Below are 21,617 nucleotides of genomic sequence, written 5' to 3' on the forward strand. Positions count from 1 at the left end.
GAGGCGTCACACCTCGCGGCGCGCCCCACCGTCTCCGGGCGCGCGACGGAAGGAACCGGGACATGGGCAGCAGCTGGACCGACCACGCGCACGACCGCAGGACCCGGGAGCCGGAGGAGACACCGGACTCCGCCCGCTCCCGGACGGCGGCCCCCCGGTGCTCCGCCGCCCCGGAGCGGAGCACCGCCGGGGCCCGACGCGAGGCGGAGGGGATCCGCCGCCTCCCGAACCCCTGAGGAGGGGCGCCATGGGACTGTTCTCCAAGCGGGCCAGGCTCCGGAGCGACCCCGCGGGGTTCTTCCAGGGGCCGCTGGCGCACGCCTTCGCCTCCGGGGCGCACATGCCGACGGCGGGGGGCGGGGTGTGGAACGCCGTCCACTCGTCGTGCTCCTGCTGCGACGCCGAGGACGAGCGGGCCAAGCTCCGGGACTCCTGGGGCATCACCGACACCGCCGGGTGGGACGGCGCGCTGCGCCGCCTGACCGACGACCACCGCCCCGCCTCGGACGTGACGGTTCTGCTGGACCTGCGCAACCGGGCGATGGCCCGCGCGCCCGGGCACCCCTTCGACGCGGGCGTGTGGCCGGACCTGATCGCCCACTGGTGCCGGGCCCGCGGCGCCGCCCACCGGGTCTACGAGGAGATGGTCCTGGAGGCCGCCCGGATCTGGGAGTACGAGGAGCGCATGGTCGAGGACGGGGTCCTCCCCCGGGGCGTGCCGGTGCGGACCGTGCGCGCCTACGACTTCGGCCGGGCGGTCAACCTCGCCCGGTGGGGCGTCAACGCCGGGTACGCCGACGAGCGGGCCGCGCACGGGCACATCCTGCGGGCGGGTGCGCAGTCGATGCGCCACCACGGCTCGTGGCAGGAGATGTCGGCGGGCTTCGTGCTGGGGCGGGCGATGGCCTTCGACGAGGGCTCGTTCGGCCCCTACTACACGGACTCGGTGGCGGCGCACAAGGTCCTGGCCGGTGATCCGGCGAGCCCGTGGCTCAACCTCCCCTGGCGGATGTGACGGGACGGGCGAGGGCGGAGGGCCCGCCCCATGGTCATGGCTGCGGGACGGGGCCGGCGACGAGGAGCCGCATCTCCAGCGGCAGGTCGAGGATCTCGCGCGTGGTGAGCCCGGCGGAGCGCAGCAGTTCCTCGTAGCCGCGCTCGGTCCGCTCGGCCCCCGGGGTCATCACCATCATGTGCACGTCCAGGACCAGCGACAGCCAGGGACGGCCCTCGTCGGGCAGGATGCGTTCGGCGACGAGCACCCTGCCGCCGGGGGCCATGGACCGGCGGCAGTGGCGGAGCAGACCGCGCGCGTCCTCGTCGGACCAGTTGTGCAGCACCCGGCTGAGCAGGTAGACGTCGGCGCCCTCGGGGACCCCTTGCCGGAAGTCGGCCTCGACCAGGTCGCACCGTCCGGCGTCCGCGAACGCCCCGAGGCGCTCGCGGGCCGCGGCGAGCGCGGCCGGGCGCTCCACCAGGACGCCGTGCGCGCCGGGGGCGGCGGCCAGGACCGCGGCGAGGAGCTCGCCGTCCCCTCCCCCGAGGTCGACGACCGTGCGCACCCCGCCGAAGTCGTACACGTCGGGGATCCGCGTGGAGAACCGGCCGCCCGCGGCCATGCCCGCGGTGTAGAGCTCCGCGTCCCGGGGGTGCCGTTCCAGGTACGAGAAGACGTCGGTGCCGTGGGCCTCTCCGAAGGCGGTCCGCCCCGTGCGGACGGCGTCGGCCAGGTGCTCCCACGAGTCGCCGAACATGTCGCTGTCGTAGAGCAGGGCGAGTTCGGCCATCCCGGAGGGGTGGCCCCGGCGCAGGTGGGAGCCGACCCGGGTGGGCTCGTGGCGGCCGTCTCGCTCGCGGACCACGCCCACGGCCGCCAGCAGCCGCAGCAGGCGGTCCAGCCGGTCCGGGTGCAGGCCGAGCCCCTCGGCCAGGGAGCCGGTGTCGGCGGGGCCCTCGCCGAGGCGGTCCAGGACCCCCAGCTCGACGGCGGTGGCGACCGCCCTGGACACCCACGCCCCCGTCATCAGCCGGATCACCTCGCGTTCGGCGGATTCCCCGTCGCGCACCGTGTTCCCTCCTCACAGCCAGCCGTTGCGTCGGAACACAACGTAGAGGGTGAGGCTGGAGAGCGCCATCAGAAGGAGGGACAGAGGCCAGCTGAACATCCACTCGAACCCGGACCCGGGCGGGATGTTCATGCCGTACGCGGAGGCGATGAGGGTGGGCACGACCAGGATGCCGCCCCAGGACGAGACCTTCTTCATGGCCTCGTTCTGGGCCTGGTCGATGAGGGCGCTGTTGACGGACATGATGTTCTGGAGGATCTGGCGGAACCCCTCGGCGTGCTCGCGCACGGCGCTGACGTGGTCGGCGACGTCGCGGAGGAGGTTGTGCAGCGTACCCCGGGCCTCGGCGGGGGCGTGGGGCGGTCCCGGGTCGGCCTCCTCGGGGCGCTCCAAAAGCGTCATGAGGTCGGTCATGACGACGTCGAGCGGGTCGACCGCGCGGTGCAGGACGATGACCTGGCGGGCGAGCCGGTAGGTGCGGCGCGAGGCCTCCGGGTCGCTGTCGAGGACCTGGGTCTCGACCTCGTCGATGTCGTCCTGGATGTCGAAGACGACGGGCGCGTAGGCGTCCACGACCCTGTCGAGCACCGCGAGCACGACGGCCAGGGAACCGTGGGCGAGGACCCGCGGCTCGGCCTCCAGGCGGCCCCGGACGGCCTCGACGTCCACCTGCCCCCGGTGCCGGATGGTGATGACGAAGCCGCGGCCCCCGAAGAGGTGGAGCTCGCCGACCCGGACGGCCTCCCGGTCCCGGTCGTAGTGCGCCGGTCGCAGCACGACGAACAGGACGTCGCCGTAGGTCTCCACCTTGGGCCGCTGGTGGGCGACGATGGCGTCCTCCAGGGCGAGCCTGGGAAGGGAGAAGTGCCGGGCGGTGTCGGTGAGCTGCTCCTGGTCGGGCTCGTCCATGCTGATCCAGGCCATGAGCCCGCTGTCGCGGGCGAGGGCCCGGCGGGCCTCCTCGACGGAGTCGGCCTCGCGCTCCCGGCGCCCGTCGCGGTAGAGGACGGCGCGGACGGTCCCCGGCGAGTCCCGGGCCGGCAGCCGGGCGGCCTCGTGGCCCAGGGCCATCACGCGTTCGGGCGAGGAGTCGTGCATGGGCTTCCCTCCCGGGCGGTGGGTACTGTGCCCGATCCTGGCGGGGCGCGGGGGCCGGGGCGCGCCGACACGCCACGCCCGGGCGAACCGGGAGCGGTCAGCCCTCCAGGCCGGAGGCGCGGACGGTGATGTTGAGCCGTCCGGCCAGCCCGAGGGAGGGCGGGGCGGTTCCCGGCCGGGTGCGCGGAACGCCGTGGTAGGCCATGCGGGAGGGGCCGCCGAAGACGAAGAGGTCGCCGCTGCGCAGTTCGACGTCGGTGTAGGGGCGGGTGCGGGTCTCGGTGTTGCCGAAGCGGAAGACGCAGGTGTCGCCGAGGCTGAGGGAGACGACGGGTTCGCGGGAGAGCTCGTCCCTGTCCTGGTGCATGCCCATGCGGGCGTCGGCGTCGTAGAAGTTGACCAGCGCCACGTCGTAGGGGTCGGCGCCGGGCCCGGGCGGGGCGCCGTAGGCGGCCCCGACCGCGCGGGCGGCCAGGTCGGCGAGGACCGCCGGGAAGGGCCGGACGGGGGTGCCGTCGGGGAGGGTGCGGGAGTAGGAGTAGGGCTGCCAGTGCCAGCCGAGCCCGACCATCTGAACGCTCATCACCCCTCCGCGGGGCATCGGGTGCCGGCGCATCCCGGCGGGGCCTCGGGCCCAGTCGCGGCAGCGGCGGACCAGGTCGGCCTGGGCGTCCCCGTCCAGCCATCCGGGCAGGTGCACGGCGCCGGGGGCCACCTCCACCGGCGGGGAGCCGAACAACGCGTCGCTCATACCCCCATCGTCCCCGCGCGGGGCCCCGGCGCCAACCGCGGCTCCCGGGAAGCGCCCGGGAGCCCCCCTGGCCCTGACGGCGGGCGCACGAGGGGAGCGCCCCGCCCCCGCGGTGGGGCCGCGGGGGCGGGAGGGTCAGCGGCGCAGGAGTTCGCGGATGTTGACCACGAGCAGGAGCACCACGATGACCGCGATGGGGACGGCGATCGCGATCCGCCAGTCGGCGATGAACGCGGCCACGATCCCGACGGCGATCCCGATCACGAAGGCCGCGATCGCCAGACCGGTGAGGTACTGGATGAACTTGCGGCGGGCGACCGAGTCGACGGCGGCGAAGGCCACCACGACCCCGAGCATCGCGTAGAGCGTGAACTGCCCGTCCAGCAGGAACATGGGCAGGGCCAGGGACACCAGCAGGAGCGGGGTGCTCAGGGCCACCCACAGGTGCAGGAAGCGGGTGGTGCGCTGCTGGCCGGAGGAGTACGGCAGGTGCGGGGCCTTGAGGTGCCCGGTCGGCGTGGGCACCAGGGGCGTCTCGGAGGCCAGGGCCCGGAGGTGGGTGTCCCGTTCGTCCGCGGTCAGCACGCGCTTCTCGTAGACCTGGGCCAGCTCCTCCTCCAGGGCCTCGATCTGCTCGGTGTACTCGCGGGCGCGCGGCCGGGAGTGCGCCTCCCGGGACAGGGCCATGCGGGCGGAGTCGAGCTGGCGCAGCTCGTGGCGGCGGCGCAGGACGTCGGCGTCCATCTCGCGCAGGCGCTCGTCCAGGACGCCCACGTGGGAGCGGAGCTCGGCGCGGGCGGCGGCCTCGGTAGGCGCCACCTTCTGGAGGCCGACCCAGGCCAGCGGGTCCGCCCACGAGCGGCGGATGGTGCCGTCGCGCTCATAGCGGGGGCCGCTGGGCGCGCGCTCCCCGTCGAAGAAGTCGCGGGTGTCGCGCCCCCACAGACCGCGGAAGCCCTTCAGCCAGGGGGTGTCGTCGTCGATCAGGACGGCGTACCACTCGCGGTCGCCGCCGGGGCCGAGGCGTTCGCCGTCGCCGCGCGCGTAGTCGACGAAGGGGACGCCGATGCCGTGGCGGTTGATCGCGCTGTCCGCGCGGAAGACGCGGTGCGCGATCCACTGCCAGACGCGGATGATGCCGCGCAGGAAGGAGGGGTCCACCTGGATGAGGTAGTCGCCGGGGAGCATCTGGTGGGAGTGCGATCCCGCGCCGACGTAGACCATCGGGTGGTCGCCGTCCCGGTGCAGGTCCGGGTCGTTCCAGCTGCGCCTCAGGTCGTCGCCGTGGTACTCGTGCGAGGAGGCGCCGACCCAGACGGGGCGCGTGGTGCCGTCGGGGTTCTCGACGGCGTAGACGGTGACGCGCTCCCAGTCGGCCTCGTGGTCGTTGACCCCGCCGTAGATGGTCCGCCAGTCGTTCATCGCGTAGAAGAACCAGTACTGGAGGATGATGTAGCCGCCCTCGCGGGACACCCGGCCGTAGTAGGTGGCGCCGCCGTTGTCGACGCGCTCCCGGTACCGGGTCACCGCCGCGAAGGTGACGCCGCCGGGGACGGCGCCCCGGATGAGCAGGGAGAGCTTCATGAGGATGTCGAGGACCCGGCCCAGGACGCCGACAGCGGCAAGGCGGCCGCTCTTGGGGATGACCGAGCGGGCGACGCCCTTGTAGCGCCGGGCCTCCTCGCGCAGGGTCTCCTCCTGGACGAAGCGGAGGTGCTTGTGGCGCTCGGGCCACTCCTCCTCGGCCTGGGACAGACGGTCGAGGGTCAGCTCACCCGCGGGGACCAGGACGCGTTCGCGTCCGCCGGGCTCCTCGATCCACAGGCTGCAGTTGCGTACGTAGGCGTCCACGTCGGTGGGGAAGAAGAGTTCCCCCTTCGTGCACATGAGCACGGGTTCGTGGGCGCGCAGGAGTTCGAGATCAGATTTCGCGGCCATGATCGCACCAAGCTAGTGCATTCGGACTGTCCGATACGCGAGGGGAAATCCCAGCTCAGGACCGGTTCCCATACACTACGTGACGGTATGTCCTGCTCAGGCCCCCTACGGCGTCGTGACGCCCGCCGGTTTCCGCCTGAATCCCCCCGCTTTTCCGCCACAGAAGTGTCGCGTCTCACAGTTTGTCCGGTGCGCGGAAACCCCTGGAAGCGGACCCCGCCGATACCCCCGCCCGGTCGGACGACCGGGCGGGCACGGTCTCGGGGCGGCGACTACCGGGCCTCGGCCGCCAGCAGCGCGCGCCACTCGTCGGAGGGGAAGGAGAGGGTTCCCGCATCGCGGTTCTGCGTGTCGCGGACGTCCGCCCCGATCCCGGAGAGACGAGCCTCCACACAGGCCCCACTGTTCGCGGAGTAGGAGGATTTGAACCAGTCAGCAGTCACAGCAGTTCCCCCAGCAGTTCACGGGTGGTCTTGTGGGGCAACGCTAGCGCGTACGCGTCTCGGAGCAACTCGGTCACCCTGGGAAGAACTGCGTCTCCATAGACCTGATTCCCCTCCAAGTGGTCACTCGTCACGACATGTCGACCGTCCCGGAGCTGGAACACCATAATCGGGCCAGGGATACCCAGAAGAAGACTCTTCTCCGGGACCAGGTGAAGTGACACCCATTCCGGGAGTGACAGCAGGTGCTTGACTTGATCAGCACGAACCGCGTTCGGAACACCCGTCAATGCCGTCACGGGAAAAACCGCCCAAATATCTGAGGACAGGTGCCCCAAGCGCTCGGACCGCAACTGCGCGAGACGTTCGACGTCCCGGACTTTTCTACCAGCGCGGTACACCAGACGCGCATATGCCTGGCACCGCAACAAGCCCGGAACCGTGACCGGTGAGATGAGATCAATCCGAAGCGCCTCCCTCTCCAAGGTGTCGACATCCCTCAGGAACGGAGGAAGGTCATCCCTGACCTCCTCCTTCCACGCCGCGAGGACGGCGCCGTTCGCCTCCAGGGCTTGATCCAGGGCGTCCACCGCCCCCCGCGTCGGATTCGTCTTTCCGGAGAGATACCGGGACAAGGACGCCTGAGAGACACGCGAGTGCGAGGACAGCGCGGCCTGCGTCATCCCGCTGAGCTGGAGGTGGCGGCGGAGCACATCGGGGAAGTGAGGAGGCTTCACAGGAATCATTGTGCAACGCCTTCCACCCGCGTGTCCGGCGTATCCCGAAACTCGCCGATCAGTGGAGCAACCTGACCGGCAGAGGCCACTTTGGAGGCATGGAACAAGCACGCAAGTCGAATAAAGAAGCCACGGCGTTCACTACCCCGCAGCCGGCGGTGAACCACCGGTACAACCTGGAGGAGGTCCTCGCCACCGGCCCCGACTTCTACCTGTTCACCGGGGAGGCCGCTCTGGCGCTGGGGGTCGGGGTCTCCACGGTCAGGCGCTGGTCGGACCGCGGACGCCTCGTCTGCGCGAGGAACCCGCGCGGTGTGCGGTTCTTCCGCGCCGGAGACGTCTTCGCACTCCGGGAGGAGCGGACCGGCGGCCATCGGTGAGCACGGCAGGCCCAGGGGGCCGCCCGGACGGGCGGTGGCCCTCCGGCGTTCCCGGGGCTCAGGCGGCCCGGTCGGCCTCGCGGGACCCGGGCGCCTCCGCCTGCTCCGCCTCCGGGGTCCCGAGACCGGCCGGAAGCACGGGCCCGTCCCGGTCCTCGGCGGAGGGCTCCGCCGACGCCCCGGCGACACCCTCGCCCTCCCGGCTCCGGCGCGCGGCCTCCGGGCCGGGCACGGCGGGCCGGTCGCTCCGGTCGCCCCGGGCCGCCCCCACCCCGGCGACCACCACCAGCGCCATGCCCACGACCTGCACGGCCACGGGCGCCTGGCCGATGACGACCAGGCCCATCACCAGGCTGACCGCGGGCTCCAGGCTGGAGAAGGTGCTGTAGGCGGTCCGGCCCATCCGCTGGAGCGCGACCATCTCCAGCAGGAACGGCACCATCGGGAAGAGCAGCGCGATCACCAGCGTGAACAGGATCAGGTCCACGTCCGGGGCGGCGAAGACGGCAGGCGCCCCGAAGGGTGCGCTGACCAGCGATCCCACCGTCATGGCCAGCGCCAGGCCGTGCACGGCCCCGAAGCCGGCGCCCACCCTCTGGGTCAGCACGATGTAGGCGACCACGCAGACCGCCCCCGCCAGGGCGAAGCCGACCCCGGCCAGGTCGAGGTCCCCCCGCCAGGGCCGGGTGAGGCAGAGCACGCCGAGCACGGCCGCGGCGATCCACACGAGTTCGCGCCGGCGGCGCATGGCGGCCACGGCCACGACGAGGGTGCCCAGGAACTCGATCGAGGTGGCGGCGCCGAGCTCGATCCGCGCCGTCGCCTCGGAGTAGAACAGCATCATCCCCGCGCTCGCCGTGCCCAGGATCACCACGGCCCCCAGTTCGCGCGGCGTCGCCGCGCGCACGGCGCGCCACAGGGAGCGACCGCCGAGGGCCAGCAGCAGGACCGCCGCCCACGTCAGCCTGAGCCAGGTGACGGTGGCGGGACTGGCGTGCGCGAACGCGGTGACGGCCAGGGCGCTGCCGGTGTGCAGGGTGAACATGCCGATGAGCAGCATGACCGGCGCCGGGACCTGGAAGCGGGCACGGCGCAGCGAGGACACGAATGAGGGGATCACCCGACCATTGGATCCGAGAGGTTCGTTTCTGTCCACGGACCGATGGTTGATGGACCGTGTAGTTTCGGTGGATGGATTTCACCCGGTTGGGTCTGCTCGTGGAACTGGAGCGCCTGGGCACGATGGCCGCAGTGTCCGAGGTCACAGGCATGAGCACGTCGGCGGTCTCCAAACACTTCGCCGTCCTGGAGAAGGAGGCCGGCGTCCCCCTCCTGGCGCCCGACGGCCGCCGCGTGCGCCTCACGCCGGCGGGGCGGCGGCTCGCGGAGCACGCGGTGGACATCCTGGCGCGGGTGGAGGCGGCCCGGGCCGAGTTCGAGGGCGAGGGCGAGCCCGTCGGCCGCGTCGACCTGGTGATGTACACGAGCGCCGCGCCCGTGGTGCTTCCCGCACTGCGGCGCCTGCGGCAGGACCACCCGGGCATCGAGGTCCAGCTGACCGAGCACGAGTCGGAGCAGGCGCTCACCCTCCTCCAGACCGGGGGCGCGGACCTGGGGGTCGTTTACCAGTACAGCCTTCTCCCCCGGGATTTCCCGGGAACCCTGACGGTGCGCCCGATCGGCGGCGAGGAGCTGCTCCTGTCCCAGCCGTCCGAGGGCGCGGACAGCCGGACCCTGACCCGGCGGCGGCTGCGGGAGCTGTCCGGGGCGTCGTGGATCGCCAGCCCCTACCGGGGGGACGAGGAGGCGCTGGTGCAGCGGATGTGCGCCGACGCCGGCTTCACGCCGCGCATCGCGCACCGCGTCGACACGCTGGAGCTGTTCGAGGAGCTGGTCGCGGCGGGGCTGGGCATCGGCGTGGTCCCGCGCCTGGCTGCGGTGACCCGCCGCGGTGTGGCGCACGCACCCCTGGGAGAGCTGGGCGGGGTCAGGGAGGTCTTCCTGGCCGGCCGCACCGGCGGGTGGGCGTGGCGGCCGATCCAGCTGGTGGCGCGGTACCTGCACGAGGCGGCCGGGGAGGTCCTGAACGACGTCCCGCCGCTGCCCGCCTGAGCCCGGGCGCCCCGGTCAGCCCGCGATGGCGAAGGGTCCCACGGACGGCACCGGGACCTTGCTGGCGGCCTCCCGGACGGCGGTGAGCAGGGGCTCGGGGGAGGAGCCGGCCCGGGACAGGGCGACGATGTGCCGGCGCGCCGTCTCGCGCACGCCCCGCACGACGATCTGCGGCGCGTGCAGCCCCGTCCAGGCCAGCCGCGGCATCAGGGCGATGCCCAGGCCGGCCTGCACCAGGGAGAAGACGGCGCTGAAGTCGTCGACGGTGTGCACCACGCGCGGCTGGAAGCCCGCCTGGTTGGCCGCGCCGGACACGCACTCGTGCCAGGCGGTGCCGGGCGCGGACATGATCCAGTCCTGGTCGGACAGGTCCTCGGCCAGGTGGAGGCTGGTGCGGGCGGCCAGCGGGTGCTGGTACGGCAGGATCGCGTCGAGCAGTTCCACCATGACGGGGTCGACCCGGAAGTCGGGGTCGCCCGAGGCGGGCAGGTGCCGGGTGGACATGGTCAGGGCCACGTCCAGGCGCCCGGAGCGCACCATTTCGGCGCTCTCCTCGGGCTCGGCCTGGACGACCTCGAAGGACCACTCCGGGTGGCTGGTGCGCAGGCGCGCGAGGGCCGGGGCCACGAGGTCGCTGATCCCCGTGGAGAAGGAACCGACGCGGATGACGCCGCGGTCGCCCTGCGCGTACTCGGCGAGGTCGGCGGTGGCCCGCTCCATCTCCGCGAAGATGACGTGCGCGCGCCGGAGCAGCACCCGCGCGGCGCCGGTGAGCAGGAAGCGGCGGCCCTGGCGTTCGACGAGGGGGACCCCGGCCTCCTTGGCCAGGACGGCGAGCTGCTGGGAGACCGCCGACGGGGTGACGTTGAGCGCCTCCGCCGTCGCCGCCACCGTGCGGTGGTGTTCGAGTGCCTGGAGGAGCTGCAACCGCCGAACGTCGATCATGCGATCCAACTTATGACAGTACGAACAGGTTTCCGTGTGGTTTCCGTCCCGTTGCCCCAGCTCGGAAGGTGATTCCGTGCACACTGCCGAAGCGTGGCCCAACACCGGGCGAATCCTGGGTTTACCAAGGAAAGAATCGAACTAATTCTCATAGTGCGATCTCGTGCATCTCTTTTTTTCGTGTCACGCCCGCTCGGGTCGATACCGGCACGTACAGTCGGAGCACAGCTCAACCACGGGTCTCCACCTTGGGGACCCCGGGGGATCAGCACCCAATGCTGGTGGGAACGGGTGAGAAGAACATGCAAACTTCGCTGATGACCAAACCTCGTACGACCGACGTCGGTCTCCTCAGCTTCCGCTACCTGGGCGCGCACGAGGTGGAGGAGCTCGCGGACCTGTGGGGCGCCCTCCACCAGCAGCACACCCTGAGCGCCTCGCACCTGTCGGACATCATCAGCGCTACGAGCCTGGACGAGTCCTGGCGGCGCCGCCGCGCCCAGTATCTGGCCTGGCTGTCGGACCCCGACACCATGGCGATCCTCGCCGAGAGCGGCGAGGACCTGGCGGGGTACGCGATGGTCACCATCCGCGAGAGCGCGCAGGGCAGCTGGGACCGCGGGACGCGGGTCGCGGTCGTGCAGACGTTCGCGATCGACCCGGAGTACGACTCCAGCGGGGTCGGGTCGAAGCTGCTGGAGGAGGTGCGCCGCCAGCTCGCCTCCATGGGCATCCGCGACATCGAGTTCTCCGCGCTGGCCACCGCGTCCGAGGACATCAGCTTCCTGGAGCGGGAGGGCTTCCGCCCCTTCGTGACGACCATGGTCTGCCGCGTGGACGGCTTCGGCGCCCACGACTGAGCCTCCTCTCCCCCGACGCCCACCGCGGACGCGTCCGGGCCCGCCCCCGAGGCGCGGGCCCGGACGGCGCCCCGGCAGGCGCCCCCGCCGCGCCCCGCACCGATCCTGTCCGGTGCGGGGCGCGGCGCCTTTCACCCCGGGCAGCGCGGTCCCGTCCGGCTCCTCGGGACCGATGACGCCGACGCGCCGCCCCACGCCCCCGCGGGAAGCTTGCCCGGCAGGGGCGGGGCCGCGGGCACGGGGCCGCCCCGCGGGCCCGAACCCCTCACGTCGCGGGAGGGCGACACACCCCGGCGGCGGGCGGCGGCGAACCGCTACGCTCACCCCGTGGCCACCTCCGACTCCAACACCTGCAACTTCCCCGGCTGCGACAGGCCGGTGCCCCGCGCGTCCTCCCCCGGGCGTCCTTCCCAGTACTGCGGACTGCCGGAGCACACCCGGTGGCGCGCCTGGAAGGAACGCCAGCGCCAGGCCCAGGAGGCCGAGCGCCAGGAGGAGGCGGCGCGGGCCGCCCAGGAGCCGGCGCCCGGAGCCTCCCCGGCGCCGGGCGCAGAGCCCGTCACCGCCGCGCGCCTGCGCGCGGACGACCTCCTCACCCGGTTCGCCGTGCAGAGCGAGCAGCTCACCGCCACCCTGCGGGCCGCGACCGAGGCCTTCTCCACCATGACCGATCCGGCCGCCGCCGAGGCCCAGGTGGAGGCGGCCCGCCTCGCGGGCGCGCGGCACGCCGCGGAGGCCGACGGGGCCCGGCTGGAGGCGGAGAACCGCCGGCGTGAGGCCGAGACCGCGCGCCGGGTCGCGGAGGACGCGGCCGCCGCCGCCGTGGCCGCCGCCCAGGAGGCCGAGCGGATGGCCGACGAGGCCCTGTCCGCCCGGGACGCCGCCCTGGAGGAGCGCGACCGGCACGAGGCCGCGGCACGCGCCGCCGCCGTCGAGCGCGACGCCGCCACCGCGGAGGCCAACGCCGGGCTGGCCTCGGCCGAGCGCCGGATCGCCGGGATCACCGCCCGGGCGGCGGAGGAGCTCGACCGCGAGCGCGCCGACGCCGCGCGGCGGGTGCAGCACGCCAGGGCCGAGGCGGAGGGGCTGCGCGCGGAGACCGCGGAGCACGCGCGCCGCCGCGACGAGGCGGTCCTGGCGGCGGAGAGCGCCCTGGCCCGCGCGGAGCGCGCCGAGGCGCAGGCGCACCGGTCGGCCCAGGAGCTGTCCGCCGAGCGGGAGCGGTTCGGCGCCGAGCTGGCCCGCGCCCAGGAGCGGCTGGAGTCCGACCGCGCGGCCGCGGCGGCCGAGCGCGAGCGCCTGGCGGCCGAACTCGACCGGCTCACGGCCGACCGCGAGCGCCTGGCCGCGGAACTCGACTCCCAGCGCCGCAACGCCGAACTGACCCTCGCGGAGTCCAGGGAGGCCGCCGCCGCCCGCCTCTCCCTGGCGGAGGAGGCCCGCGACAGGGCGGTGGAGCGGGCCGAGCGGGCGGAGGCGGAGCGCGACGAGGCTGTCGCCTCGGCCGCCGCTGCGGTACAACAGTCGTCCAAGTAGTCACCTAAGTACCGGTTCATCCCGGTCTAGGATGGAAGCCGTGCGAGATCTGGGAACCACAGGAGACACCGGGCCGATGAACCTGGGCGGTTCCCACGCCTCCGACGACGGTCCCGGCGCGGACGCGGACAAGGGGCCCCGGCGGGCCCAGGTCGGAGAGCGCCCCCGCCCCCGCGTGGACCTGAAGGCCGTCTTCGGCCTGGAGGCCGGGGCGTGGGCGTGGACCACCGCGGCCCAGGCCACCATCGCGATGACGGTGTCGTTCGCCCTGGCCGCCCTCGTCTTCGGCCCGCAGATCGGCACCCTGGCCGCCCTGGGGTCCATGACCGTCCTGTACGAGAAGAAGACCCCCTACGCCTACCGCTCCGCCGCCCTCGCCCTGGTGGGCCTGGGCTTCGTCGCCGCCGTCGCGGTCAACTCCATGGCCGCGTCCCTGTCCCCGTGGGCGGCGGTGGCCTCCATCGGCCTGACCGCCGGGGTCGCCACCTGGGTCTGCGCGGCCTGGCGGGTCGACAAGCCCGGGCCGATGTTCTTCGTGCTGGTCGCCACCATCTCCACGATCGCCCCCGGGACCCTGGCCGACGTGCCCCTGCACGCGCTGGTCGCGGCCCTGGGCGCGGCGGTCGGGTGGGCCGTCTCCATGTCGGGGGCGCCCCTGCGCGCCCGGCACCCCGAGTACCAGGCGGTGGCCGCGGCCTTCCGCGCGCTGGGATCCCTGCTGCGCTCCGTGGGAACCCCGGACCTGGACCACGCCCAGCACAAGGCGTCGACGACCCTCGCGGACGCCTGGCGCATCGTCCTGCTGGGGCAGACCCGCGGCTACCGCACCACGGCCGAGGCCGCCAGGCTGCGCGCCCTGCTCCGGTGGGTGTCCGACATCCACCTGGCCGCGACCCAGGTGTGCATGGCGCGCCCCTCCCCGCTTCCGGAGGAGGTCGCGGAGTACGCCGACGCCCTGGCCCTGGCCGTGGCCGACCCCGGCCGGGCCCCGGACCCCGACTCCCTGGACGAACTGCGCCGGGGCATGCGCCCGCGCTCGCTGGAGGCCAGGCTCTACTCGCTGCTCTCCCGGGCCGCGCACTCGGCCCGGCGGGCGAGCCAGGACGAGGAGGACGACGAGCGCACGGAGACACTGCACGACGAGCGCTACCCCGCGCTGTGGGGCGCCCTGCGCTCCAGCCTGAGCGGGGACTCGCTCATCCGCCCGACCGCGCTGCGCATGTGGGTGACGGTCACCGCGGCGGGGGTGTTCGGCCTGTGGCTGGGCCTGGACCACTACTACTGGGTGGCGCTGACCACGACGGCGGTCCTCCAGGCCGGAAACGTCGTGCTGACGATGAACCGCTCGGTGCAGCGCTCACTGGGCACCCTGCTGGGCGTGGTCGTCGGCGCCGGACTGCTGATGCTCGACCTGCCGCTGGCGGCGGTCATCGTGCTGGCCGGGGTGCTCCAGGGGGCCACGCAGCTGGTGGTGGGGCGCAACTTCCTCTACGCCTCGGTGCTGCTGACCCCGATGGCGCTGCTGCTGTCCTACACCGCCTCGCCGCACCCCATCACCGCGCTGGCCGAGTCGCGGATCATCGACACCGTGGTGGGGTCCGCGTTCGGTATGGCGGGCTCGCTGCTCCTGTGGCGCAAGGCGTCGGCGACCCGGCTGCCGCAGGCCATCGCGGGCGTTCTGGCGACCACCCGCCAGTGCATGCTGGCGGTGCTGGACCAGGAGGTGGAGATCGGCCCCGGGCGCCGCTACCGGCTCCGGCGCGACATGCGCGCGGCCCTGGTGAGCCTGCGCGGCGTGTACGAGAGCGCCATCGGCGACGTCCCGCGCGCCGCCTCGACCCGGCCGCTGTGGCCCGTGGTCGTGGCCACCCAGCGCATCGGCTACCTCGCCCTGGCGGCGCTGGCGCAGGACCGCAAGCCCGAACCGGTGGGCGTCATCACGCTCCAGAGGGTGGACCTGGCCTTCGGGGAGCTGATCTCGGCGATAGAGGAACGCCGCACGCCGCGGCTGGGCGCACTGCCGAGGCTGGCCGCCTACCCCCGGATCAACATGGAGCTGCGGGCGCTGTCCAACTCGATGACCAGCGCCGTCGCCCAGGACGAGCGCGCCGCCCAGCAGGAGGTCGAGCGGCGGGCCCAGCGGGAGCGCAACCGGGCCCAGAAGGACGTGGACGCCGACCTGTGACCCGGGCTCCGGGGCTCCGGCGCGGACGCGTACGGGGGGCGCGGTCCCCGGCACGCGTCCGGCGGCGGTCAGCCGGTGAGGGCGAAGGCCCGCACGGGGAAGGCCGCCATCCCGCGGACCTTGGGGGGCGCCGCGAAGAAGGTGAACCCCTCCTCGGGGAGCTGGTCGAGCAGGCACAGGTGCGAGACGACGGGGATCCCCGCGGCGAGGAGGACGGCCAGCGCGGGCCTCGCCCCCTCCGAGGCGGGCGAGGTGTCGTCCACGCCGACCGAGTCGATGCCCACCAGGACGGCCCCGGCCTCCACGAGGGCCTTGGCGGCGGTCTCGGTCAGGCGCGGGTGGTCGAAACGGCCGTAGGCCTCGGTCCGCCAGTGCCTGTCCCACCCCGTGCGCACGAGCACAGCGCGACCGCGCAGGTCGAGGCCTCCGAAGGCCTCCGGGCCGATCTCGGGGGACGACGCGGCGGTGACGACCGTGCCGGGGAGGCCGGCCACGCGCGCCAGGTCCAGGTCGGCGAGGTCGGCGCCGTCGCGGTAGCGGTGGGCGGGCATCTCGACGTAGGTGCCCGTGGCTCCCACCATCGTGACGCGGCCGCTGCTGTCGCCGTGGCCGGGCACTGCGCCGGGGACGGAGACCCCCTCCCGGACGACCGGCCGGGGGACGCCCGGGCTGGTGGTCATCCCGTCGGTGATCTGGTGGCTGACGTCGACCAGTTTCGGCATGGCTGTTCTTCCTCGCTTCACGAGCGCGTCCGGATGCTGGGCCCCCGACCTGCGCCAGAGGTCTAGACCATCAGCGTAGCGCGTGTGACCCACGGCACGGCAGTGTCCGAGGGAACAGTCCCGACCGCGCCTCGGCCCCGCCTCCCGCTCCGGACCCCCGCTAGGCTCGAGGGCGCGCGGACCATCGGGAGCCCTCGGTAAGTCCGTACACCCCACGGACCCACCACCCACCGAGAAGAGGCGACCTCATGGTGTCACTTTACGCAGCCGCCAAGGCCGTCATCGCGCCGGCCACCCGCGTGGTGTGGCCGCAGCGCGTGGAGGGCGCGGCCCACGTCCCCCCGAAGGGGCCGGTGATCCTGGCCTCGAACCACCTCGCGCTGATCGACCCGCTCTTCATCGGCGTGGCCTGCCGCAGACCGGTCCGCTTCATCGCCAAGCAGGAGCTCTTCGACGAGGGCACCCTGCCCCGGCGCCTCTTCGCCCGCGCCCTGCGCGCCATCGGCCAGCTGTCGGTGGACCGGCGCCCCGGCGAGAGCGCCCAGGAGGCCATGGACAACAGCCTGGCCGTCCTGGAGGGCGGGGAGGTCTTCGGCATCTTCCCCGAGGGCACGCGCTCCCCCGACGGGCGCCTGTACAAGGGACAGACGGGGCTGGCGTGGCTGGCGCTGACCACGGGCGCGCCCGTGGTCCCGGTGGCCCTGACCGGCACCGAGCGCATCCTGCCCCCGGGCCGCAGGGTCCCCTCCCTCAACCGCGTGGGGGTGCGCTTCGGCGAGCCGGTGGACCTGTCGCCCTGGAAGGACAAGGCCCACAAGGCGCGTCCGCGCCGGGAGGCGACGGACGCCGTCATGGACGCCATCGCCAAGCTCTCCGGCCAGGAGCAGGTGCCGAGGTTCGCCTCGTCGGTCAAGGCCGAGCTCGAACAGGGGTGACTTTCCCCACAGGCACACGGGGGCTGATTCGCCCGTGACGGGGCGTTGACCCCTGATTGAGGACCACGGGCGACATCCGCGGAACGCCGCGGACCCCGCCCCCACCAGGGGTGCCCGCCCGCAGGGCGGCGCCGGACCCCTTCCACGCCCCTGGGGGCGGGAGCGGAATTGTCTACCATTATAGTAGGTTTTCCCGGTGCCAACACCGGATAGATTAGGCAAGCCTTACCTTTTGATGGCGTCCGACTCTGGCGCGAAGACTTGGAGCTGTGCGATGACGCGACCACTGCGAGTGGGAATCGTGGGTGCGGGGCCTGCGGGGATCTACGCCGCGGACCTGCTCACCAAGGACGAGACCCTGTCCGCGTGCGGCACGTCCGTCAGCATCGACATCCTCGACAAGCTGCCCGCCCCCTACGGTCTGGTCCGCTACGGCGTCGCACCGGACCACCCCCGGATCAAGCAGATCCAGGGGGCCCTCCACAAGATCCTCGACAAGCCGGAGATCACCTTCTACGGCAACGTCGAGTACGGCGTGGACCTCAAGCTGGAGGACCTGCGCCGCCACTACGACGCGGTCGTCTTCTCCACCGGCAGCGACCGCGACCGGCCGCTGGACATCCCCGGCGTGGACCTGCCCGGGAGCCACGGCGCCGCCGACTTCGTCTTCTGGTACGACTCCCACCCCGACGTCCCGCCCTCCTGGCACGTCGAGGGCACCAGCGTCGCCGTGATCGGCGCGGGCAACGTCGCCGTCGACGTCGCGCGCATCCTCGCCAAGAGCGCGGACGACCTGCTGGACACCGACATCACCGACAACGTGTACGAGGGGCTGCGCGCCAAGCAGATCACCGACGTCCACGTGTTCGCCCGCCGCGGCATCGCCCAGTGCAAGGCCACGCCGATGGAGCTGCGCGAGCTCGACAAGCAGCCCGGCGTCGAGGTCATCGTGTACCCCGAGGACTTCGACATGGACGAGGGCAGCCTCCGCTCCTGCGAGGAGTCCAACCAGGTCAAGACCAACGTCAAGGTCCTCCAGAACTGGGCGATCCGCGACCCGCGCGGCGCCGAGCGCCGCCTGCACCTGCACTTCCTGCACAGCCCCGTGGAGATCCTCGGCGAGGACCGGGTCACCGGCTTCCGCACCGAGCGCATGGAGCTGGACGGCGAAGGCGGCGTCCGCGGGACCGGCGAGTACGTCGACCACGAGGTCCAGGCCGTCTACCGGGCCATCGGCTACCTGGGGTCGCCCCTGGCCGACCTGCCCTTCGACGAGGAGCGCGGTGTCGTCCCCAACACGGGCGGCCGCGTCCTGGATCTGGACGAGAACCACATCGACGGCGTCTACGCCACGGGGTGGATCAAGCGCGGTCCCGTGGGCCTCATCGGCCACACCAAGGGCGACGCCCTGGAGACGGTCACCAACCTGGTGGCCGACCGCGAGTCCTTCACCCCCGCCGCCGAGCCCGACCCGGTCGCCTTCCGGTCCCTGCTGGAGGAGCGCGGCGTGGACTACACCACCTGGGAGGGCTGGCAGCGGATCGAGGCCCGCGAGGAGGAGCTGGGCGCCGAGCGCGGCCGCAAGCGCCTCAAGCTGCGCTCCCGCGAGGAACAGACCAGCATCGCACGCCAGGCCTGACAGGGCGTGTGAGCTTCCCCGGCCGGTCCCGCGCCCCTCTGCGGGACCGGCCGCACCCCCTTCCCGCACAGGTCGGGTTCCCACCGTGAGATTGCGCATGTGCGATCGCCGCCCCGTACCGGAACAACGGCGTCGGCTGATGGGTTAGAGTCACTGTTGGTCGGTGTGGTAGCAAGTGTCCCCCGGGCCTCAACTATTGCCTTCGCGGAATACCGCGTCCGGCCCCGCCCTCGGGCGGGTGACCGTACGGCCAGGAGCCCCGTTGTGCCCCGCGCCGAGAGGCGACCGCCATGCCGACCTTCATCCTCGTGCCCCGCTCCCACCGAGGTGGGAGCGGGGCATCGTGGTATCTCCAGGCAACGTAGCGAAGGACGGTCAGGCGTGGACGAACGGTCCCCCCGGCAGCCGGATTCCTCCGGGCCGCCCGAACAGTCGGACGAGACCCCGGTAGGCGATTCGCGCCCCGAGAACCCCTACCGCATCCCCCGGCGGCCCCAACCGCCGAGCCCGGCCGAGAGCGGGGGGTTCGGTTACGAGCACCCCCGTCCGGCGGACCCGGCGTCCTCCGGCGAACCGGAGCCCGCCGCTCCGGCCCAGCCGTGGGAACCGCAGCGGGGACGGCACGGACACCCGGAGGAGGACGACTCCTTCGAGCGTTCGGCATCGACGTGGGACAACCCCTACAGGGAGTCCGCGGACCGGGACTCGCCCCCGGCCGGGGCTGCGTCCTCCGGGTGGGACTCCCCCCGGCACGGCGAACCCTCCGCGCAGCCGTGGAGCGCCGCCGACGCGGACGCGCGCCCCCGCGACCCCTGGGACGCCCCCTCCGCCGAGACCCCCGCCCCGAGCGCACGGGACACCCCCTCCGACCCAGACCGGCCCCGCAGCTGGGACGCCCCCGCCGGCGGCTCCCCCGCCCCGGACGCAGGGGACAACCCCCCGGGCGGGGAGCCCTCCACCGAGTCCTGGAGCGACACCGCCCGGACCTGGAGCGCCGCCGACGCGGACGCGCGCCCCCGCGATTCCTGGGACGCCCCCTCCGGCGAGACCCCCGCCCCGGACGCATGGGACGCCCCCTCGGGGAGGACCCCCTCCGACGAGTCGTGGACCCCCCCCGTCGCGGACGCGAGGCCCGACGACTCCTGGGACACCCCCTACCCCGCCGCCCAGGGCCCCTCCGGCGACTGGAACGCCTCCCGCGAGCCCAGCGGCCCCCAGCCCGCGCACGACTCGTGGCAGGAGCCGCAGGCGGAGTCCGGGCCGGGCCCGGACGGCCGCGGCGGCACGTGGGGCGACGACCCCTACCGGAGCCCCGGCGAGCCGGGGCGGGAGACCCGTCCCGCGGCGCAGGGCGCCCCGGACGACCGGTACGACGGCTGGGACGACGACCCCTACCGGGGGCAGCCCGTCCACCAGGGCGACACCCCCTATCCGGGGAGCGAGCCCCACCGCGACGACGCGGAGAACCGCGCGGCGGCGGGCCCGGCGTCCGGCCAGGGCTTCGAGTACCTGTACAACGGCGGCTCGGGCCCGGGCGGCCCGGAGGGACCCGAGGGGCCCGACGACGCCTACGACCCCGGCCCGCCCCCGCCCCGCAAGTCGCGGCGCGGCCTGCTCATCGGCATCGTCTCCGCGGTGGTGGTGCTGGCGCTCGTCGGCGGCGGCGTGTCCTGGTACGTGCTGACCATGCCCCAGCCCGAGGAGGCCACCGCCGAGTACCAGGCCTCCTGGGAGGCGCAGGACTACGAGCGCCTGGCCGCCGTGACCAGGGGCGACGATGCCGCCGAGATCCTCGGCGGCATCGACGCGGGCCTGGGCGTCGACTCCATCGAGGTGGAGGTCGGCACGCCCACGACCGACGGCGGCACCGGCAGCGCGCCCTACGAGGTCACCATGTCGCTGACCAACGCCGACGACTGGGGGTGGGAGGGGGAGCTCCCCCTCATCCGCGAGGACGGCGCGTGGTGGATCGACTTCTCGCCCGAGGTCGCCTACCCCGGACTCGGCGAGGGCCAGGTCCTGGCCCGCACCGCGGTGTGGGGCGAGCGGGGGCAGGTCCTCGCCGCGGACGGCACCCCCCTGGAGGGCGCCGCGATCTCCGGCTCGCTCCAGATGATCGCGGGCTCCCTGGGGGAGGCCACCGAGGAGGACCTCGAACGCCTCGGCCCCGCCTACAGCGTCGGCGACACGGTGGGCCTCGGCGGCCTCCAGCTCACCTACGAGGAGCAGCTGGCCGGCGAGGCGGCGACCACCATCCTGATGGTGGACGCCGCACAGGCCGAGGACCCCGCCTCGCTGGAGGCGACCGAGGAGAACACGGTCGCCACCCTGGACGGGTCCGACGGACAGGACATCACCACCAGCATCGACATGGGGATCCAGAACGCGGCGTCGAGCGCCATCATCGACTCCGACGACCCCGCGGGCCTGGTCGCGGTCCGGCCCTCGACCGGGGAGATCCTGGCCGCGGTGAACGTGCCCGGCGGGTTCAACCGGGCCTTCGAGGGCCAGTACCCTCCCGGCTCGTCGTTCAAGATCGTCACCTACAGCGCCCTCCTGGACAACGGGATGGGCATGGACGCCTCCCTGGACTGCCCCGAGGAGTACGACCTGGGCGGCTGGCCGTTCCGCAACGCCGGCGGGGCCGAGTACGGCGCCCAGTCGGTGACCGAGGCGTTCGCGACCTCCTGCAACACGGCCCTCGTGGAGCGGGTCGGCGCGCAGCTCAGCGGCGAGACCCTCCAGGCCAGCGCCGAGCAGTTCGGCATGAACGCCCCGCTGGACATCGGCGTCCCCGCCTTCGAGCCGTCCTTCCCGCCGGTGGACAGCAGCACCATGCTGGGCGCGCAGAGCATCGGCCAGGGCCAGATCCTCACCTCGCCGCTGCACATGGCGACGGTGCCCGCCGCCGTCGCCGACGGTTCCTGGCGCCACCCGGTGCTGGTGACCGAGCCCGCCGCCACCGAGCTGCCCGAGCCGCGGCCGATCGCCAACGCGGAGGCGCTGCGGGGGATGATGCGGGCGGTCGTCACCGACGGTACGGCCGAGAACGTCCCGTTCCAGGGCGAGGTGTTCGGCAAGACCGGCACCGCCGAGTACGGGACCGCCGAGGACGCAGACGAGAACGATGAGCTCCCCAGCCACGCGTGGATGGTGGGGTACAAGGGCGACGTGGCGTTCGCCGTGGTGGTCGACGGGGGCGGCGGCGGTTCGGCCGTGGCCGCGCCCCTGGCCGCCGCGTTCACCAACGCCCTCTGACGGGAACGGCAA

The 21,617-nt window shown here is 73.5% G+C and carries 19 protein-coding genes; 10 read left to right on the forward strand and 9 right to left on the reverse strand.

The window, feature by feature from the left end:
- The first annotated feature begins 62 nt into the window (after window positions 1–62).
- Both ACFQBR_RS06625 and ACFQBR_RS06630 read left to right on the forward strand, forming a co-directional pair.
- Window positions 63–236 (forward strand): hypothetical protein, encoded by a 174-nt coding sequence (locus ACFQBR_RS06625; protein ID WP_344178646.1) that lies wholly within the window; start codon window positions 63–65, stop codon window positions 234–236.
- 11 nt (window positions 237–247) lie between these two features.
- Window positions 248–1,015 carry a DUF1266 domain-containing protein gene (locus ACFQBR_RS06630; protein ID WP_267949466.1) on the forward strand — a complete coding sequence of 256 codons (768 nt, stop codon included), beginning with the start codon at window positions 248–250 and terminating at the stop codon, window positions 1,013–1,015.
- Between the two features lie 34 nt (window positions 1,016–1,049).
- Here ACFQBR_RS06630 and ACFQBR_RS06635 read toward each other — a convergent pair whose 3' ends face one another.
- The 6 genes from ACFQBR_RS06635 to ACFQBR_RS06660 all read right to left on the reverse strand — a co-directional run bounded on the left by ACFQBR_RS06635 (window position 1,050) and on the right by ACFQBR_RS06660 (window position 7,033).
- Window positions 1,050–2,024, reverse strand: a complete 975-nt coding sequence (locus ACFQBR_RS06635) for a methyltransferase (RefSeq protein WP_344178672.1) — start codon at window positions 2,022–2,024, stop codon at window positions 1,050–1,052.
- A gap of 54 nt (window positions 2,025–2,078) precedes the next feature.
- Window positions 2,079–3,164, reverse strand: coding sequence for a magnesium and cobalt transport protein CorA (locus tag ACFQBR_RS06640; RefSeq protein WP_344178650.1), 1,086 nt, complete (start codon window positions 3,162–3,164; stop codon window positions 2,079–2,081).
- 97 nt (window positions 3,165–3,261) lie between these two features.
- A complete protein-coding gene (locus tag ACFQBR_RS06645) occupies window positions 3,262–3,915 on the reverse strand; it encodes an alpha-ketoglutarate-dependent dioxygenase AlkB family protein (protein WP_267949464.1) in 654 nt (217 codons plus the stop codon).
- Between the two features lie 135 nt (window positions 3,916–4,050).
- Window positions 4,051–5,853 carry a hypothetical protein gene (locus tag ACFQBR_RS06650; RefSeq protein ID WP_344178652.1) on the reverse strand — a complete coding sequence of 601 codons (1,803 nt, stop codon included), beginning with the start codon at window positions 5,851–5,853 and terminating at the stop codon, window positions 4,051–4,053.
- A 272-nt stretch (window positions 5,854–6,125) separates the two neighbouring features.
- Entirely contained in the window at window positions 6,126–6,296 is a 171-nt protein-coding gene (locus tag ACFQBR_RS06655; RefSeq protein ID WP_344178654.1) for a DUF397 domain-containing protein, read from the reverse strand.
- Window positions 6,293–7,033, reverse strand: a complete 741-nt coding sequence (locus ACFQBR_RS06660) for a Scr1 family TA system antitoxin-like transcriptional regulator (RefSeq protein ID WP_344178657.1) — start codon at window positions 7,031–7,033, stop codon at window positions 6,293–6,295. Before ACFQBR_RS06660 ends, ACFQBR_RS06655 begins: the two co-directional genes overlap by 4 nt.
- 98 nt (window positions 7,034–7,131) lie before the next feature.
- Here ACFQBR_RS06660 and ACFQBR_RS06665 point away from each other — a divergent pair, with 98 nt between their 5' ends.
- Complete coding sequence (locus ACFQBR_RS06665; protein ID WP_344178660.1) at window positions 7,132–7,413, forward strand: helix-turn-helix domain-containing protein; 282 nt, start codon at window positions 7,132–7,134, stop codon at window positions 7,411–7,413.
- Window positions 7,414–7,471: 58 nt separating this feature from the next.
- Here the strand turns inward: ACFQBR_RS06665 and ACFQBR_RS06670 are convergent, their stop codons facing one another.
- Complete coding sequence (locus tag ACFQBR_RS06670; RefSeq protein WP_352984486.1) at window positions 7,472–8,533, reverse strand: EamA family transporter; 1,062 nt, start codon at window positions 8,531–8,533, stop codon at window positions 7,472–7,474.
- A gap of 71 nt (window positions 8,534–8,604) precedes the next feature.
- On the opposite strand from ACFQBR_RS06670, the gene ACFQBR_RS06675 reads away from it, so the two are divergent.
- A complete protein-coding gene (locus ACFQBR_RS06675) occupies window positions 8,605–9,525 on the forward strand; it encodes a LysR family transcriptional regulator (protein WP_344178663.1) in 921 nt (306 codons plus the stop codon).
- 15 nt (window positions 9,526–9,540) lie between these two features.
- On the opposite strand, the gene ACFQBR_RS06680 is transcribed toward ACFQBR_RS06675, so the two are convergent.
- Window positions 9,541–10,470, reverse strand: a complete 930-nt coding sequence (locus ACFQBR_RS06680; RefSeq protein ID WP_267949457.1) for a LysR family transcriptional regulator — start codon at window positions 10,468–10,470, stop codon at window positions 9,541–9,543.
- Between the two features lie 317 nt (window positions 10,471–10,787).
- Here ACFQBR_RS06680 and ACFQBR_RS06685 point away from each other — a divergent pair, with 317 nt between their 5' ends.
- From ACFQBR_RS06685 to ACFQBR_RS06695, 3 genes are all read left to right on the forward strand, one after another.
- Complete coding sequence (locus ACFQBR_RS06685) at window positions 10,788–11,330, forward strand: GNAT family N-acetyltransferase (protein ID WP_267949456.1); 543 nt, start codon at window positions 10,788–10,790, stop codon at window positions 11,328–11,330.
- 327 nt (window positions 11,331–11,657) lie between these two features.
- Entirely contained in the window at window positions 11,658–12,866 is a 1,209-nt protein-coding gene (locus ACFQBR_RS06690) for a coiled-coil domain-containing protein (RefSeq protein WP_378552432.1), read from the forward strand.
- 76 nt (window positions 12,867–12,942) lie between these two features.
- On the forward strand, window positions 12,943–15,051 hold the full coding sequence (locus tag ACFQBR_RS06695; protein ID WP_378552565.1) for an FUSC family protein: 2,109 nt from the start codon (window positions 12,943–12,945) through the stop codon (window positions 15,049–15,051).
- Between the two features lie 68 nt (window positions 15,052–15,119).
- Here ACFQBR_RS06695 and ACFQBR_RS06700 read toward each other — a convergent pair whose 3' ends face one another.
- Complete coding sequence (locus ACFQBR_RS06700; RefSeq protein WP_267949453.1) at window positions 15,120–15,773, reverse strand: cyclase family protein; 654 nt, start codon at window positions 15,771–15,773, stop codon at window positions 15,120–15,122.
- Window positions 15,774–16,024: 251 nt separating this feature from the next.
- Between ACFQBR_RS06700 and ACFQBR_RS06705 the strand changes: the two genes are divergently transcribed.
- From ACFQBR_RS06705 to ACFQBR_RS06715, 3 genes are all read left to right on the forward strand, one after another.
- Window positions 16,025–16,708 carry a lysophospholipid acyltransferase family protein gene (locus tag ACFQBR_RS06705; protein ID WP_267950348.1) on the forward strand — a complete coding sequence of 228 codons (684 nt, stop codon included), beginning with the start codon at window positions 16,025–16,027 and terminating at the stop codon, window positions 16,706–16,708.
- Between the two features lie 292 nt (window positions 16,709–17,000).
- Window positions 17,001–18,347 carry an FAD-dependent oxidoreductase gene (locus ACFQBR_RS06710; RefSeq protein ID WP_267950347.1) on the forward strand — a complete coding sequence of 449 codons (1,347 nt, stop codon included), beginning with the start codon at window positions 17,001–17,003 and terminating at the stop codon, window positions 18,345–18,347.
- Between the two features lie 381 nt (window positions 18,348–18,728).
- Complete coding sequence (locus tag ACFQBR_RS06715; protein ID WP_378552435.1) at window positions 18,729–21,605, forward strand: penicillin-binding transpeptidase domain-containing protein; 2,877 nt, start codon at window positions 18,729–18,731, stop codon at window positions 21,603–21,605.
- Window positions 21,606–21,617 lie beyond the last annotated feature (12 nt).

It is taken from the genome of Nocardiopsis tropica, from assembly GCF_042660575.1.
In the GTDB taxonomy this organism is placed as follows: domain Bacteria; phylum Actinomycetota; class Actinomycetes; order Streptosporangiales; family Streptosporangiaceae; genus Nocardiopsis; species Nocardiopsis tropica.